The organism is Pseudosulfitobacter sp. SM2401, from assembly GCF_042932805.1.
Classification (GTDB): Bacteria; Pseudomonadota; Alphaproteobacteria; order Rhodobacterales; family Rhodobacteraceae; genus Ascidiaceihabitans.
On the sequence record NZ_CP170633.1, the window covers coordinates 2,758,651 to 2,775,430 of the forward strand.

The window sequence follows — 16,780 nt, forward strand, 5'->3', positions numbered from 1 at the left end:
CACATGCTAGACACGCCAACATATCGCTCTTGCCCCGGTTGCGAAACGACCTCGTCCACCCCTTGGGTCCAGTATTCGCAAGATGACTGGCAAGTTGTGGCTTGCGTCTCGTGTGATCTTACCTACTTGCGAAACCCGCCCGGTCATGACGCGCTCAAAGAAGACTTCGCTTGGGAAAAAACCTATACAGCGAAGACTGCCAAATCCAAAGGCTCGACTGTATTCAGCCCTTTTGTGCGCAAGTTGCGCGGGGCGTTGAATATGTATCGCGACAAGACGCAAGAGTTCCGCCATTGGTTTAATGACGGTCACGTCTTGGACATCGGGTGTGGTTGGGGTCAGCGTATCTTGGCCCCGATGACACCTTACGGGATCGAACTGTCCACCGAGCTGCACAAAATTTCGGATACCGCCATGCGCGAGCGCAATGGTTATTGCCTGCACGGTGCCGGTGCCGAGGCAATCTGGGAATTCGGCGAAGCGCAGTTTGACGGCATCGTCATGTTTTCCTACCTCGAACACGAAACTCACGTGATGGACGTGCTCAAAGGGGCCCATCGCGCACTCAAGCCTGACGGTGCCGTGTTTATTCGCGTGCCGAACTTTGGCTCTTTGAACCGATGGGTGATTGGTGCCAAATGGTGTGGTTTTCGCTATCCCGACCACGTGAATTATTTCACTCTGGCGACGCTCACCGCAATCGCAAAGCGTGCCGGTTTTGAAACAATTCTCGTCAACACTTTCACCCGCCATGTGGATGACAACATCTCGGTTTTGCTGCGCAAGTCCGTAGCCCCGTAACCTCTAATCTTATCAAATACGCCGCATCAGCGGTAAAGAATTATCACGCGAAGGAAGCAAAATGGCCGTACTTATCGACGAAAACACCAAAGTGATTTGCCAGGGGCTGACCGGCTCGCAGGGCACGTTCCACACGGAGCAAGCGATTGCTTACGGCACGAAAATGGTTGGCGGTGTCACTCCGGGCAAAGGTGGTCAATCGCATCTGGATCTGCCGGTCTACAATTCCGTGCACGAAGCCATGGCCATGACCGAAGCAAATGCGTCCGTCATCTACGTTCCGCCGCCGTTTGCCGCCGATTCCATCCTTGAGGCAATCGACGCCGAAATGCCGCTGATCGTCTGCATCACCGAAGGCATTCCTGTGCTCGACATGATGAAAGTGCAGCGCGCGCTGGATGGGTCTAAATCGCGCCTGATCGGGCCAAACTGCCCCGGTGTGATCACGCCAGATGCGTGCAAAATCGGTATTATGCCTGGCCACATTCACAAGCGCGGCACCTGTGGTGTTGTGTCCCGTTCCGGCACGCTGACGTACGAAGCAGTCAAGCAGACCACTGATCTGGACCTTGGCCAATCGTCTGCTGTTGGCATCGGCGGCGACCCCATCAAAGGATCAGAACACATCGATATCCTGGAGATGTTCTTGGCCGATCCCGAAACGCAATCGATCATCATGATCGGCGAAATCGGTGGTTCTGCCGAAGAAGAAGCAGCACAGTTCCTTGCAGATGAGAAAAAGAAAGGCCGTTGGAAGCCAACAGCCGGCTTCATCGCAGGTCGCACAGCCCCTCCGGGTCGTCGCATGGGCCACGCAGGCGCGATCGTCGCAGGCGGCAAAGGTGGTGCTGAAGACAAAATCGAAGCGATGAAACTGGCCGGTATCGTTGTGGCAGACAGCCCTGCAACCTTGGGCGAAGCTGTCATCGAAGCGATCGGTTAAACATCATGGTGCGCTGTTCCGGCGCACCATGCACAGACCGCGCAGGCGGAAAAAGACGGATAGTGGACCACTAGATGATCAGTGCCTTGAAAAATGGATTTCTGAGCGGCTTGAATTTCTCAGGGAGAATGAGCCGCAAAGAATTTTGGGCGTTTGCGCCAATTTGGGCGGCTTTGTGCGCAGCCCTGCTGGTAGGTTTACGGTTGCTGTTTCCGTCAAACGCAATGGGCATTCCAGTTCTGATTGTTGCGGCATTGTTCAGCATTCCTGTTTGGTCCGCGGTCTGGCGACGTTTTCAAGATGTCGGAATATCTGGAATTTACGGGATTTATCCCTTGGCCCCGATAGCCTGCGCGATGTCCTGCCTTTTTGTGATTTTCGCGAGCGAAGGGCCTTTGACGCTCGGGTCCAAAGACCCTGTCGCTATTGTCCTTGTCATTTGTGCATGTGCCGTTTTTCCCGCTTTTTCCTTTCGTCTTTTCACGTCGCAATCCATCGGCGAGCGAATTGGCGAATTGCTCGTTTCTTCTGACCCCAACGCCAACAAATACGGTCCCAACCCCCTTGAGGTGTCCCAATGACAGACCACCCAGCCAACGACCAATTCCACGCCTCCAGCTTTATGCAGGGGCACAACGCGGAATATCTGGAACAAATGTATGCGCGCTACGCAAACGACCCGAATGCGGTTGATGATGCATGGCAAGCATTCTTCAAGGCCATGGGTGACGACGATGTGTCAGTCAAACACGAAGCTGCCGGACCGTCTTGGGCGCGCGCCGATTGGCCACCGATGCCAGGTGATGATCTAACGGCTGCGCTGACCGGCGAATGGGCCCCCGAACCAGAAGTCAAAGGGGCCAGCGACAAGATCAAAGCCAAGGCTGCAGCCGCCGGTGTTGCAGTCAATGACGAGCAAATAAAACGCGCTGTGCTTGATAGTATCCGTGCGCTGATGATCATCCGCGCCTACCGTATTCGTGGTCATTTGGTCGCTGATCTGGACCCGCTGGGCATGCGCGAAACCACCCCGCATCCGGAGCTTGAACCGAAGTCTTACGGCTTTACCGAAGCGGACATGGATCGCCCGATCTTCATCGATAATGTTCTGGGTTTGCAGGTCGCGTCGATGCGCGAAATCATCGCCATCGTGAAACGCACTTATTGTGGCACATTTGCTCTGCAATACATGCATATTTCCAACCCCGAAGAGGCGTCTTGGCTGAAAGAGCGCATCGAGGGTTTGGGCAAAGAAATCCAGTTTACCCGTGAAGGGCGCAAGGCGATCCTCAACAAGATGGTCGAGGCCGAAGGGTTCGAGAAATTCTTGCACGTCAAATACATGGGCACCAAACGGTTCGGCCTTGATGGTGGCGAAAGCCTGATCCCGGCGATGGAACAAATTATCAAACGCGGCGGGTCACTTGGCGTGCGCGATATCGTCATCGGCATGCCGCACCGTGGGCGTTTGTCTGTCCTCGCGAATGTGATGCAAAAACCCTACCGCGCGATTTTTAACGAATTTCAGGGCGGCTCTTCCAAGCCGGAAGATGTGGATGGATCAGGCGATGTGAAGTACCACCTCGGTGCCTCTTCGGACCGCGTTTTTGACGACAACACCGTGCATCTTTCGCTGACGGCAAACCCATCCCACCTAGAAGCCGTGAACCCGGTTGTGTTGGGCAAGGTGCGCGCCAAACAGGACCAGTACAAAGACGACGAACGCACGACTGTCATGCCGATCTTGCTACACGGTGACGCCGCATTTGCAGGCCAGGGCGTTGTTGCAGAATGTTTCGCTCTGTCCGGCCTGAAAGGGCACAAAGCCGGCGGCACGATGCACATCGTGGTGAACAACCAGATCGGCTTTACCACCGCGCCGCATTTCTCGCGCTCTTCTCCGTATCCGACAGACAATGCACTGGTCGTCGAAGCGCCGATTTTTCACGTTAACGGTGATGACCCAGAGGCGGTTGTGCACGCGGCCAAGGTCGCGACTGAATTCCGTCAGAAATTCCACAAAGACGTGGTGATCGACATCTTCTGCTACCGCCGTTTTGGTCACAACGAAGGCGACGAGCCGATGTTCACCAACCCGGTCATGTACAAAAAGATCAAGACGCAGAAAACGTCGCTGTCTTTGTACACAGAACGCCTTGTGCGCGACGGATTGCTTCCTGAGGGCGAGATCGAGGACATGAAGGCCGCGTTTCAGGCCCGCTTGAACGAAGAATTCGAAGCCGGCAAAGATTACAAACCCAACAAGGCAGATTGGCTTGACGGCAAGTGGTCCCATCTGGATCGCAACAAAGAGGACTACGTGCGCGGCGACACAGCCATTGTGCCCGAAACATTTGCCGATGTGGGCAAGGCGCTATCCACCGCGCCCGACGGCGTTCCGCTGCACAAAACTGTGGGCCGCCTTCTTGCCTCCAAGGCTGAAATGTTTAAATCCGGCGAGGGAATCGACTGGGCAACCGGCGAAGCATTGGCCTTTGGTTCCTTGTTGACCGAAGGCTATCCTGTGCGTCTGGCAGGCCAGGATTCAACCCGCGGCACCTTCAGCCAACGCCATTCGGGTCTGGTCAATCAAGACACCGAAGAACGTTACTATCCGCTGAACAACGTGCGCAAAGGTCAGGCCCAATACGAGGTCATCGATTCAATGTTGTCCGAATATGCGGTGCTTGGGTTTGAGTATGGTTACTCGATGGCCGAACCCAACGCGCTGACATTGTGGGAAGCCCAGTTTGGTGATTTTGCCAATGGCGCGCAGATCATGTTCGACCAATTCATCAGTTCTGGCGAAAGCAAATGGTTGCGCATGTCCGGTCTGGTCGTGTTGTTGCCGCATGGATATGAAGGGCAAGGGCCGGAACACTCCTCTGCCCGTCTTGAGCGGTTTTTGCAGATGTGTGGGCAGGACAACTGGATTGTCGCCAATTGCACGACGCCTGCCAACTACTTCCATATTTTGAGGCGCCAACTGCATCGCTCCTTCCGCAAGCCTCTGATCTTGATGACGCCAAAGTCGTTGCTTCGTCACAAATTGGCAGTGTCCAAGACCGAAGAATTCACAACTGGGTCGTCCTTTCACCGCTTGATGTGGGATGACGCCCAGCATGGCAATTCAGATACAAAACTGGTCGCTGACAAGAACATCAAGCGCGTCGTGATGTGCTCTGGCAAGGTTTACTACGACCTGCTCGAAGAACGGGACGCGCGTGGCATCGACGATGTTTACTTGCTGCGGGTTGAACAATTCTACCCCTTCCCCGCCCAGTCTGCGGTGCAGGAACTGGAGCGGTTCAAAAACGCCGAAGTCGTCTGGTGTCAAGAAGAGCCTAAAAACCAAGGGGCCTGGACCTTTATTGAACCTAACATTGAATGGGTTTTGGGACGCATCAAAGCCAAACACACGCGTCCCGTTTTTGTGGGTCGCGCAACGGCGGCGTCCCCTGCCACGGGCCTCGCATCAAATCATAAAGCACAACAAGCAGCTCTCGTAGACGAAGCGCTGACGATCAAAGGAAATTGAGCCATGACAACTGAAGTACGGGTGCCCACATTGGGCGAAAGCGTCACCGAAGCCACCGTTGCCACGTGGTTCAAAAAACCGGGTGATCCGGTTGCTGTGGACGAAATGCTCTGCGAACTGGAAACTGACAAAGTCACGGTCGAAGTGCCGAGCCCAGTGGCAGGATCCATGGGCGACATTATCGCTGCCGAAGGCGAAACTGTCGGTGTCGACGCGTTGCTCGCAACGATTGCAGACGCGGGCGCAGCAACCGCAGCCCCCGCCAAAGCCGACCCACCTGCCGCAGCATCCAAAGACACAGGCAACGATTCCGTCGATGTCATGGTTCCGACATTGGGCGAAAGCGTCACAGAGGCGACTGTTTCAACATGGTTCAAGGCTGTCGGCGACAGCGTAGCCCAAGACGAAATGCTCTGCGAACTGGAAACTGACAAAGTCAGCGTCGAAGTCCCGGCACCAGCCGCTGGTGTTCTGGCTGAAATTACCGCAGCAGAAGGCACAACTGTTGATGCATCCGCCAAGTTGGCCGTCATCTCGGCGTCTGGTGCCGTGACTGCTGCACCGGCAAAAGCCGAGGCTGCACCCGCCCCCAGCGCCGGTGGCAAAGACGTCGAAGACGCACCATCCGCCAAAAAAGCCATGGCCGAAGCAGGCGTATCGCGCGATCAAGTCACAGGTTCGGGCCGTGATGGCCGCGTGATGAAAGACGATGTTGCGCGCGCAGTAGCGGCCGCGGCTTCTGCACCAACGCCCGCTGCTGCCGCCCCGCGGGCACCCACATCCGCCGACGATGCGTCACGCGAAGAACGGGTGAAAATGACCCGCCTGCGTCAGACCATCGCCAAACGCCTGAAAGACAGCCAAAACACCGCCGCGATGCTGACCACCTACAATGAGGTCGACATGACCGAGGTGATGGCCCTGCGCAACGAATACAAAGACCTGTTTCTCAAGAAGCACGGCGTAAAACTTGGCTTTATGTCCTTCTTTACCAAAGCCTGTGTGCACGCCCTGAACGAAGTGCCCGAGGTCAACGCAGAGATCGACGGCACGGATGTGGTCTATAAAAACTTCGTCCATATGGGTATCGCCGCAGGCACGCCCCAAGGTCTGGTTGTGCCGGTGATCCGCGACGCCGACGCCATGAGCTTTGCTGGCATCGAAAAAGCGATTGCCGAAAAAGGTGCACGCGCGCGTGACGGCAAGCTGTCCATGGCAGAGATGCAAGGCGGCACGTTCACGATCTCGAACGGTGGCGTTTACGGTTCGCTCATGTCCTCGCCCATCCTGAACCCACCGCAGTCCGGTATCCTTGGCATGCACAAAATCCAGGACCGCCCAATGGCGATTAACGGTCAGGTTGTGATCCGCCCGATGATGTATCTGGCGCTGTCGTATGATCACCGTATCGTTGACGGCAAAGGGGCCGTGACTTTCCTTGTGCGCGTGAAAGAAGCGCTTGAGGATCCACGTCGCTTGTTGATGGATCTGTAAAACAAGGCACCGCCCATGGCCCACCTGCGCCCCAAACACCTGACCTGCCCGAAATGTGATTTCAGCGATGAAATCGGGCTGGTCATTGGCGTTGGGCCAAGCAGCACCAAAGGCGATATTCCCTACCGCCGCTTTCGCAAGACAGGTGGTTTCAACATCGGACTCACTGCAGATGGATCACAAAACGGCACGCTCATCTGCCCAAACGATGGCACCATCGTCTGGACCAACCAATCCGGCAAAAAGGCAAACCTCGCATGACCCCCGAACTCACCGCTCTCACCCTCGCAGCCCTTTTGCAGGTCATCCAATTCAGCATGTATTCCGCAACATCAGTGGCCCAAGTCGGCAAAAAGAACGCAGCGGGCTCTCGTGATACCCCGATGGAGTTGACCGGCACCGCTGGGCGCCTGCAACGGGCAATGAATAACCACTTCGAAGCGCTAATCCTCTTTGGGATCGCCTGCGCCGTCACCAGCATTTCCGGGCAATCAACAGGCTTCACCGCCACTTGCGCCTACGTTTACCTAGGTGCGCGTCTGCTTTATGTGCCCGCCTATGTGTTTGGCTGGGTACCTTGGCGCTCAATCATCTGGCTGATTGGCCTTTTGGCGACCACGTTTATGCTCATTGCAGCGCTTCTTTGACTTTTCTGTTCCAAAAAATCCAAGGGGAGGTGCACAACGCCGAGGGCAACGTCCCAACCCCACCAGACAAAAAGGACCACATCCATGGCAAACTATGACGTGATCATCATCGGCTCCGGCCCCGGCGGATATGTCTGCGCGATCCGCTGCGCGCAATTGGGCCTGAAAACGGCCGTGGTCGAAGGGCGCGACACTTTGGGTGGGACGTGCCTGAACGTCGGCTGCATCCCTTCCAAAGCACTGCTGCACGCCAGCCACATGCTGCACGAAGCAGAGCATAATTTCGCCGCCATGGGCCTAAAGGGCAAAAGCCCTTCGGTCGATTGGAAACAGATGCTGTCGTACAAAGACGACACCATCGGCCAAAACACCAAAGGCATCGAATTCTTGTTCAAAAAGAACAAGGTAGACTGGCTAAAGGGCTGGGGCAGTATCCCTGCTGCAGGTCAGGTCAAAGTCGGTGACGAGGTCCATCAAGCCAAGAATATCATCATCGCGTCCGGCTCTGAGCCGTCCTCATTGCCCGGTGTCGAAATTGACGAAAAGGTCGTGGTGACGTCCACAGGCGCGCTCGAACTGGGCAAAGTCCCCAAAAAGATGGTTGTTATCGGCGCAGGCGTCATCGGCCTCGAACTGGGCAGCGTTTATGCGCGTTTGGGGTCCGACGTGACCGTCGTTGAATTCCTTGACGCCGTCACCCCGGGCATGGACGCCGAAATCCAAAAAACGTTCCAACGGACGCTGAAAAAACAAGGCATCACCTTTGTGATGGGCGCTGCGGTGCAAAAAACCGAAGCCACCAAAACCAAAGCCAAAGTGCATTACAAACTGCGCAAAGATGACTCTGAGCACGTCATCGATGCGGACACTGTTTTGGTTGCGACAGGCCGCAAACCGTTTACCGATGGCTTGGGGTTAGACGCGCTTGGGATTGAGATGACCAAACGCGGGCAGATCGCAGTAGGCGCCGATTGGCAAACCAACGTCCAAGGCATTTACGCCATCGGCGACGTGATCGAAGGACCGATGTTGGCGCACAAAGCCGAAGACGAAGGCATGGCAGCCGCCGCACAGATCGCTGGCAAACATGGCCACGTGAACTACGGCGTCATCCCCGGCGTGATCTACACCCACCCCGAGGTCGCAAATGTCGGCGCGACCGAACAACAGCTCAAGGACGACGGGCGTGCCTACAAGGTCGGTAAATTCAGCTTTATGGGCAACGGTCGTGCCAAGGCGAATTTTGCCGGGGACGGATTTGTGAAAATTCTCGCCGACAAAGACACTGATCGAATTTTAGGCGCGCATATCATTGGGCCAGCCGCGGGCGATCTCATCCACGAGGTTTGCGTCGCAATGGAATTTGGGGCCTCTGCCGAAGATTTGGCAATGACCTGTCACGCCCACCCGACCTATTCCGAAGCGGTTCGCGAGGCCGCATTGGCATGTGGGGACGGCGCAATTCACGCCTGATGTTTACGGCTTGGTTGTTTTGGAAAGGCGGGCTATCCGCTCGCCTTTTTCACCCTGAAAACACTATAATACAGGTTCCGTAAGGTGCGTCTTGACGCACCGATGCCTTCACCACATGGTTTTGGCTGCACGTGGGGCCCACTCGGCGTCATAAGCAGCGCCGCCCTCAACCCCGTCTGTCATTTCAGCTAGGATTTCGCCGGCTGTCGGCAACCCTTCGGAATCATCACGCGCCCAAGTTCCGGCGCGCATCAGCGCACGCGCACATTGCGTATAGATTTCGGAAATGCTGATCACAATTACTGTTGCAGGCAAATGCGACTTTCGCTCAAAGCGAGCGCGTAAATCCGCATCATCGGTCAATTGCGCCATCCCGTTCACACGCACGACGGTGTTTGAACCTGGGATCATGAACATCAACGATACCCTCCCGTCTGAAACGATATTGCGTAGCGAATCCAACCGGTTGTTGCCGCGCCAATCGGGCATCGCCAATGTTGAAAGGTCTAGTTCGACCACCACAGGTCCGTCATCGCCACGCGGACTGCCGTCTGTCCCTTGCGGACCAACAGTGCTGAGAACGCACAAGCGCGACGCCATAATCCATTTGCGATACAGCGGAGTCATCTGACCTGCCACCTTGCGCAACGACGGTTGCCCCGGCGTGCCATACAGCGCCTCTAACGCGTCGATATCAGCGATCCAATTCATGACACATCAAACCCTGCATCGCGCATCAAGCGGTTTGAGTTTGTCTCAACGACGTCTTCCAACTGCGCCATGAATGCGTCACGGTCCAAGCCCTGCTCGATGTGGGGAAGAAATTCGACCACCGCCAAACCCGGCCTGCGAATGACGCCGGTGCGGGGCCAAAACACACCGCAGTTGGTCGCCACGGGCGCACAAGGCTGGTTCAGCTGTTTGTACAGAACACCCGTGCCCACTTTGTAGGGCAGCTTCGCGCCGGGCGCGACACGTGTCCCTTGTGAATAGATGATCAATTGTCCCGCTTCGGTGTGACCTGCTTCGACGTCCCTCACCATCTTGGAAATGGCCGCCCCCCGTTTGCCTCGAACCACTGGCACGCAGCCAAGCCGTTTGGCGTACAGCCCAATCACGGGCGTCCACAAAATCTCGCGTTTCATGATGAATTTTGCCGCCGGAGAGGCGTAGAAAATCATCATAATGTCCAGAAACGATTGGTGCTTGGCAGCGATAATGACTTCGCCCGAAGGTGGCGTGCCGCGAAATTCAGTGCGCAACCCGATCATCCAACGCGCGGTCCAAAAGATCCAAACGCAGTAGCATTTGCAGGCAGCCCGCGCGCCGTGTCTGCTAAAAATTGCATACGGCGCATAGGCCAATCCGATGACCAGCATCATGATGTAGGCTTGGGTCATAAAGACCAGCGACTTAATCCACTGAAACATTTAACGCAGCGCCTCCAACGCTTTACGGGCGGCAAAGCGGGTTGCGATCAACGCAACACCGGCGGCCAGAATTGGGATCAACAATGGCGCCAACCAGCTGGCACCTTGAAATCCGAGCCCTGTTAGAAATCCTGCTTCGTCCGCTGCGGACGGCAACAATAGCACTGCCAAAAGGCCTGCGATCATACCGGTCGTGGCACCCAAAAATGCACGGATTGTAAAACGTCGAATGAACGCATCCGCGATGTAGTGGTCGGTCGCCCCGACCAGACGCAAGACGGCAATGACCTGCGCGTTGGCAGACAAGGCCGCATTAGCAGCCAACGTTATGATCGCGGCAACTGCCGCGGCGATCAGCACAATTGCGACCCAGCCCAACAGACGAAGCCGGTTGGCGGCTTGAACCAAAGGCGCGCGCCAGCGGGTGTGGTCATCTAAAAATGCTGCAGGCACTTCGGCGGACAAACGCAATCGCAAGCCTGCCGCATCGAACCCGTTTTCTGCCTCGATCACTTCGATCAAACGCGGCACTGGCAAATCATCAAGGCTGATGTTGCCACCGAACCACGGCGTCAGCAGCGCCTGTTGTTCATCATCCGTAAGCGCCCTTGCACTTTGCACGCCTGCTGTGGTTTGAAGCACGCGCAGGGCCGCTTCGGTCTGGGTCACGCGCTGGCCATCGGGTGCAACAATCCGAATGGTCGATGTGCGCGCCAGCTCGTCGCCCCAGCGCGTCGCCAATCGGCCAGATGCCAGCGAAAGCGCCAGCGCAAACACTGCCAGAAATGCCATTGCAGCCGCTGCAAACAACGTCAATTGCGCGGTAAACCCAGAGGGCGGAACAACGCGGTCAGCTTGTTTGTCGCCAGCAAACAGGTTTTGCACAAGCGTACGCACCTGCCTCATAGGTCTGCCCCCGCAAGTTGGACGCGACGGTTTGAAATCCGCAAGACGCGGGCTTGGACTTCGGATTTGGCAGCGCGGATCAGCGACAAATCGTGGGTCGCAATCAAAACGGTTTTGCCCATTTTGTTCAATTCCAGCAGCAACCTCAGTAGGCGTTGCGACATTTCCCAATCGACGTTGCCGGTCGGTTCATCCGCCAGCACAACGTCCGGCGACATGATAACTGCACGCGCAAGGGCCGCGCGTTGACGTTCACCACCAGACAGTTCCGGCGGCAAGGCATGCGCGCGATTGGTCAGTCCGACCCATGACAGCAATTCACCCAAGTCCGGCCCAGCGGCTTCTGCATGACGCCCTGAAACCGTCAGCGGCAAGGCCACGTTGTCCGCCACAGGCAGGTGGTCAAGAAACTGCACGTCTTGATGCACCACGCCAACTTTGCGGCGCACCATCGCAATGTCATCACGGTTCAGCCCCCGCACGTCATTGTCAAACAGGCGCACATGGCCCGCAGTCGGCAGCAATGCGCCGTAGCACAATTTCAAAAGCGTCGTTTTGCCAGCACCCGACGGGCCCGTCAAAAAGTAAAACGATCCCGGCGCCAGCTTGACCGAGACGTCCGACAACAATTCGCCTCCGCCATAGCTATAGGCCACATTTTCAAGCTCGATCACGTGGGATCCCCAATTTTTCTTATATTTATGTTGTGCCTGAGCAGCACTTGCGTTGCAATCCGCCAGCAAGCACGCACTGGTCGCAAATAGCACTTTTCTGCCCAAACAACACACCATATGGTGGCCAACATGGAATTGACGGGGGTCATGACAAAAATATGCGACTGATTTGTCCGAATTGCGATGCGCAATATGAGGTGCCCGTGGACGTGGTCCCGACAGAAGGGCGCGACGTACAGTGTTCAAATTGCGGTCAAACGTGGTTTCAGAACCATCCAGATCATGAACCGGATCCTGCGGAGGTTGCTCAGGCCGCCGCTGTGGATGACACCGAAGAGCGCGTGACAGCCCCACCGGAACCGCAGCGTCGCGAGATTGATCCGGCAGTCGCCGACATTCTGCGCCAAGAGGCCGAGCACGAAACGCAGTTGCGCGAACAAGAGGCCGGCGGGTTGGAAAGCCAGCCTGATTTGGGCCTAGATGACGCCCAAGACGAATCTGCCCGTCGCGCCCGCGAAGCCCGTGATCGCATGGCCCGAATGCGCGGCGAAGATCCGGTTGTTGAAACCTCTGCCACAGATGCAGCCGTTGGGTCGCGCCGTGATCTGTTGCCCGACATCGAAGAAATCAACTCGACCTTGCGATCGACCAGTGATCGCCAGATCGCAGGGGATGATCTGTCCGCACAGGCCCCCAGTCGTGTCCGCAAAAAACGCGGGTTCCGCCGTGGGTTCATGCTGGTTGTCTTGATCGCGATTATCATGGCCGTGCTTTATATTTTTGCGCCCGCGATTGCCAAAGCTGTCCCTCAGGTTGACCCGTATCTGTCGGGCTATGTCGGATGGATCGATCAGGGCCGCACCTGGCTGGACGGGCACGTACAATCCCTGCTCAAATGGCTGGATGACACGGCCGCATCGACCACAAAAGGCTAACGTCTAGAACCGGTCGAGCAGCCGTTTAAGGTAGTCCAACTCTTGCTCTGGTCGCTCGCCCTGCGCCGAGCGGCGACGGATTTCAGCCAACAAATCACGGGCGCGACGATAGACATCTTCGTCCCCGATGTTGCCTTCTGCATTTTCAGACGATCCCGAACCGTTCTGGTCACGACCCAACGGATCGCTAGACGGTCCTTGGCGATCGGCCTGTTGCTGGCCTTGCCCCTGCTGTTGGTTTTGCTCTTGCGCAAGGGCCTCGCCCAAAGACTGCAAACCTTCACGCAGCGCTTCCATCGCTTGGGCTTGATTGTCGATGGCACCGGCCATGTCATCGTTGCGCAGCGCTTGTTCTGCGTTATCCATCGCATCACCCGCACGGTCCAATGCGTCGCGTGCCGCGTCCCCCTCAGGGGTTCCAGCGCCGGGCAAAGCGCCCTGCTGGCGGCGCAATTCCTCGCGCAATGCTTGTTGGCGATCGGCAAGTGATCCCTGCCCTTGCTGGTCACCGGACTGAGCTTGATCGCCGGATTGACCTTCGCCTTCGCCGTCACCTTGGCCGCCTTGACCCTCGTGGTTTTGGCCTTCGCCTTGGCCGCCATTGCGACCACGGTTGCCTTCGCTTTCCCCAGCTTGGGCGTTCGGGTTGAACTGTTCTTGCAGGTCTCGGAATGCTTGATCGCTCAGACCTTGTTGCTCGCGCAGGGACTCAGACAGACCTTCCATCGCTTGTTGACCTTCAGACTGGCCTTCGCCGCCCTCACCTTGGGTGACGCGCATGTTTTCCATCATCTCTTGGAACTCTTTCAGCGCTTGTTCAGCCTCGGCCATCCGACCTTGTTCCATCAACTCCTGAATGCGGTCCATCATCGCTTGCAGGTCATCCTGCGACAGCTGCATGCGTTCGCCGCCCTGTTCTTGGCCGTCTTCACCCGCTTGCTGGTTTTCTTGGGACTGTTGCTGGGCCAACTGGCGCATGTAATCCTCGGTGGCTTGGCGCAATTCCTGCATCAATTCGGCAATTTCGGCATTGGATGCCCCGTCACGCATCGCTTGTTCAAGACGTTCTTGCGCCCGGCGCATGCGGTCCAGTGCGTCGGCCAAATCGCCTTCTTCTAGTTCGATAGCCAAGCCCCACAGGTCTTCGGCAATTTCATCACGCGTGTCCGCATCGAGCTGATCCAACCGCACCAATGTCTCGAGCCGTTTGACTAGTTTGCGCAGGCGCAGATACGTCACTTGCTTGCGGAAAACATCATCCGGGCGATGCGACACTGCGCGCAGAATTTGCGAAACACGGGTCGAATTTTCACGCGACCACAGCAGATCACGGCGCTGTTCGATTACGGCTGCGGCCATCGGATCAAAGAACCTACGACCCGGCAGCAGCATTGTATGCACGTCGGATTCGGTTTGCTGTTCGGCGGCATCCAGAACGCTTAGCCGCACTTGAACCGGTAAATTCGCCCACGGGTGTTCCGAGAAATCCTCGATCAGGTTTTCCTCGAATTCCGTGCGTGTGCCAACGATCGGCATCGGTAATGGCATGATCAGTTCTGGACGGGCTTCGGGGGCCGCGGTCAATCCATGGCGGCGCGTGACCGCACTCAGATCCAGACTAATGCGCGCCTCGCCTGCCTCAACGCCGTAATCATCCGCGGCGGCAAACGGCAACGTCATTTCACCCAGTGTGCCGGCTTCGGGCGGTTCAAGGATGCTGACCACGGGCGCTGCATCTTCGATAATTTCGATGTTCCATGCGCGCCCACCGGGGCCGTTGATTGCAATTTCACCATCCTGTAGCACGGTGAAATCCTGGGCCGAGTCTGACGCTGGCGGCACATCAATCCGCCCTGATACGGTTTCGGATAAAGTCAACGCACCAACCTGACCGTACATGCGCAGGGTGATCAGGCTGCCTTCGGGCACTTGCAATGGACCCTCAGCAATGTCGTTCAGGTACAGGGTCGGGCGTCCTGTGTAGCGCGGGCTTTCGACCCACCCTTCCCAAACCGGACCTTGCGCGAGCGCTTGACCACCGGGGGTCATGTCACTGACGGATGCGACCTTGAAAATAGATCCAAACAGCAGCGCGATCGCAAAGGCAATTGCCGCGACATAGCGCACCGCATAGGGGTCGCGCCGTGCGATACGCAAGTCGGCTGGCACCGCTTCGGCTGCAGCGGCGCGGGTCGCCATGCGTTGCTGATGCGCGCGCCAAACGGCAGTCGATGCATCATCGGTGGCACCAATCGCTTGGGTGTCCATCAACGCTTTGATCGGGCGGCCGGGCAGACTGGCATCCAGCCGTTCCATCGCCGCAAAACCTGTCGGAATTCGAAACCGCATGAATGCATAGATGAGTGCGGCAATCCCAGCCACAGCCGCCACCACCGCGCCAATCCAAACGGCTTCGATCGCGACCAATTCGTGTAGGCCCAGCATCAAAACCGCCAAAACCAGCAGCACAATTGTCATCAACGGCCAAAGCGCATTTGCGATCGCTTCGGCCAGCATACCCGCCCACGTCCAGCGCAAAGGCCAACGCAGCGCGTCTAGCCCGCGGCGAATGTCATGTCTGGAAAAATTCGAGGCCATATTGCGTTCTCCGAGCCGTCAAACGCGCAACTGCGTTCACAACCATTCAGGAATGGTATCGCGATTTATCATTTCGTCAAAGGTCGGACGTCGGCGAATAACCGCGAATTGATCGCCTTTCACCAAAACTTCGGGGATCAGAGGGCGCGAATTGTATTCGCTGCTCATTACCGCGCCATAGGCACCGGCACTGCGAAAGGCGACCAGATCGCCCGCTGTCATCGGCGTCATGGTGCGATGTTTGGCAAATGTGTCGCCAGATTCGCAGACCGGACCAACGATATCGTACTTCGCAGGCTCAGCCCCGGGGGCCGGTTCGACCACAGGAATGATGTCGTGGTGCGCGTCGTACATCGCAGGGCGGATCAGGTCGTTCATGGCCCCGTCGATGATCAGAAATTCGCGGTCTTCGCCCTCTTTGACGTAAATGACTTCGGATACCATCAGACCCGCGTTGCCCGCGATCAAACGCCCCGGTTCGATTTCGATTTCGCAGCCCAGATGGCCCAATGTGCGCTTGACCAACGCGCCGTAATCAGACGGCAGCGGCGGTGCCTCGTTTGAACGTTCGTACGGAATGCCAAGCCCGCCACCAAGATCAAGGCGGCGAATGTTGTGACCTTGGGCGCGCAATTCTTCGGTCAGTTCCGCGACCTTTTGATAGGCCAATTCGTAGGGCGTGAGATCGGTCAACTGGCTGCCGATGTGCACGTCGATGCCCATCACGTCCAAGCCCTGCATCGCACCGGCCATCGCGTAGACTTCGCGTGCGCGCGAAATCGGAATGCCGAATTTGTTCTCAGATTTTCCGGTCGCAATTTTGGCGTGGGTTTTGGCGTCAACGTCCGGGTTCACGCGGATTGTGATCGGGGCGACCTTGCCCAGTTCCAATGCGACGGCGTTCAACACTTGCATCTCGGGTTCGGATTCGACGTTGAATTGGCGAATGCCGCCCGACAACGCGAGGTGGATTTCATCGCGGGTTTTGCCAACGCCAGAAAACACGATCCGCTCGCCGGGAATACCTGCGGCTTTGGCGCGCAAATATTCGCCGCCAGACACGACATCCATGCCAGCACCCGCGTCACCCAACGTCTTGAGGATCGCTTGGTTGCTGGCTGCCTTCATCGCGTAGCAGACCAAGTGGTCCATGCCCGCAAGTGCCTCATCGAACAGATGAAAATGGCGCAGCAGCGTCGCTGTGGAATAGACATAAAACGGAGTGCCAACAGCAGCTGCAATTTCAGCCACGGGCACGTCTTCGGCGTGAAGTACGCCATCTTTGTACAAGAAATGATCCATGCCCCGCATCAGCCATGAAATGCGGGGCAGGTCAATGTC

Annotated in this window: 15 protein-coding genes; 9 read left to right on the forward strand and 6 right to left on the reverse strand. The window is 56.9% G+C overall.

Annotated elements, in window-relative coordinates:
• The first annotated feature begins 3 nt into the window (after window positions 1-3).
• The 8 genes from ACFIO0_RS13755 (at window position 4) to lpdA (ending at window position 8,896) form a co-directional block, all read left to right on the forward strand.
• Complete coding sequence (locus ACFIO0_RS13755) at window positions 4-801, forward strand: methyltransferase domain-containing protein (protein ID WP_390910967.1); 798 nt, start codon at window positions 4-6, stop codon at window positions 799-801.
• Window positions 802-862: 61 nt separating this feature from the next.
• Window positions 863-1,744, forward strand: a complete 882-nt coding sequence (gene sucD, locus ACFIO0_RS13760; protein WP_390910968.1) for a succinate--CoA ligase subunit alpha — start codon at window positions 863-865, stop codon at window positions 1,742-1,744.
• Window positions 1,745-1,872: 128 nt separating this feature from the next.
• Window positions 1,873-2,325 (forward strand): DUF805 domain-containing protein, encoded by a 453-nt coding sequence (locus ACFIO0_RS13765; protein WP_390910969.1) that lies wholly within the window; start codon window positions 1,873-1,875, stop codon window positions 2,323-2,325.
• On the forward strand, window positions 2,322-5,282 hold the full coding sequence (locus ACFIO0_RS13770; protein WP_390910970.1) for a 2-oxoglutarate dehydrogenase E1 component: 2,961 nt from the start codon (window positions 2,322-2,324) through the stop codon (window positions 5,280-5,282). Before ACFIO0_RS13765 ends, ACFIO0_RS13770 begins: the two co-directional genes overlap by 4 nt.
• 3 nt (window positions 5,283-5,285) lie before the next feature.
• Entirely contained in the window at window positions 5,286-6,776 is a 1,491-nt protein-coding gene (odhB, locus tag ACFIO0_RS13775; protein WP_390910971.1) for a 2-oxoglutarate dehydrogenase complex dihydrolipoyllysine-residue succinyltransferase, read from the forward strand.
• A 15-nt stretch (window positions 6,777-6,791) separates the two neighbouring features.
• A complete protein-coding gene (locus tag ACFIO0_RS13780; protein ID WP_390910972.1) occupies window positions 6,792-7,037 on the forward strand; it encodes a hypothetical protein in 246 nt (81 codons plus the stop codon).
• Window positions 7,034-7,423, forward strand: coding sequence for an MAPEG family protein (locus tag ACFIO0_RS13785; protein ID WP_390910973.1), 390 nt, complete (start codon window positions 7,034-7,036; stop codon window positions 7,421-7,423). The genes ACFIO0_RS13780 and ACFIO0_RS13785 overlap by 4 nt, the downstream gene beginning before the upstream one ends.
• 84 nt (window positions 7,424-7,507) lie before the next feature.
• Window positions 7,508-8,896 carry a dihydrolipoyl dehydrogenase gene (gene lpdA / locus ACFIO0_RS13790; protein WP_390910974.1) on the forward strand — a complete coding sequence of 463 codons (1,389 nt, stop codon included), beginning with the start codon at window positions 7,508-7,510 and terminating at the stop codon, window positions 8,894-8,896.
• A 108-nt stretch (window positions 8,897-9,004) separates the two neighbouring features.
• On the opposite strand, the gene ACFIO0_RS13795 is transcribed toward lpdA, so the two are convergent.
• Genes ACFIO0_RS13795 through ACFIO0_RS13810 form a run of 4 tightly spaced genes read right to left on the reverse strand, consistent with a single transcriptional unit; the run spans window position 9,005 to window position 11,906 of the window.
• Window positions 9,005-9,607, reverse strand: a complete 603-nt coding sequence (locus tag ACFIO0_RS13795) for an MSMEG_1061 family FMN-dependent PPOX-type flavoprotein (RefSeq protein WP_390910975.1) — start codon at window positions 9,605-9,607, stop codon at window positions 9,005-9,007.
• Entirely contained in the window at window positions 9,604-10,326 is a 723-nt protein-coding gene (locus ACFIO0_RS13800) for a 1-acyl-sn-glycerol-3-phosphate acyltransferase (protein WP_390910976.1), read from the reverse strand. The genes ACFIO0_RS13795 and ACFIO0_RS13800 overlap by 4 nt, the downstream gene beginning before the upstream one ends.
• Complete coding sequence (locus ACFIO0_RS13805; RefSeq protein WP_390910977.1) at window positions 10,327-11,232, reverse strand: FtsX-like permease family protein; 906 nt, start codon at window positions 11,230-11,232, stop codon at window positions 10,327-10,329. It abuts the gene before it with no gap.
• A complete protein-coding gene (locus ACFIO0_RS13810; RefSeq protein ID WP_390910978.1) occupies window positions 11,229-11,906 on the reverse strand; it encodes an ATP-binding cassette domain-containing protein in 678 nt (225 codons plus the stop codon). Before ACFIO0_RS13810 ends, ACFIO0_RS13805 begins: the two co-directional genes overlap by 4 nt.
• Window positions 11,907-12,064: 158 nt before the next feature.
• Here ACFIO0_RS13810 and ACFIO0_RS13815 point away from each other — a divergent pair, with 158 nt between their 5' ends.
• A complete protein-coding gene (locus tag ACFIO0_RS13815) occupies window positions 12,065-12,841 on the forward strand; it encodes a zinc-ribbon domain-containing protein (protein WP_390910979.1) in 777 nt (258 codons plus the stop codon).
• A gap of 3 nt (window positions 12,842-12,844) precedes the next feature.
• On the opposite strand, the gene ACFIO0_RS13820 is transcribed toward ACFIO0_RS13815, so the two are convergent.
• On the reverse strand, window positions 12,845-15,439 hold the full coding sequence (locus tag ACFIO0_RS13820; protein WP_390910980.1) for a TIGR02302 family protein: 2,595 nt from the start codon (window positions 15,437-15,439) through the stop codon (window positions 12,845-12,847).
• Between the two features lie 36 nt (window positions 15,440-15,475).
• Window positions 15,476-16,741 carry a diaminopimelate decarboxylase gene (lysA, locus tag ACFIO0_RS13825; protein ID WP_390910981.1) on the reverse strand — a complete coding sequence of 422 codons (1,266 nt, stop codon included), beginning with the start codon at window positions 16,739-16,741 and terminating at the stop codon, window positions 15,476-15,478.
• Window positions 16,742-16,780: the final 39 nt, after the last annotated feature.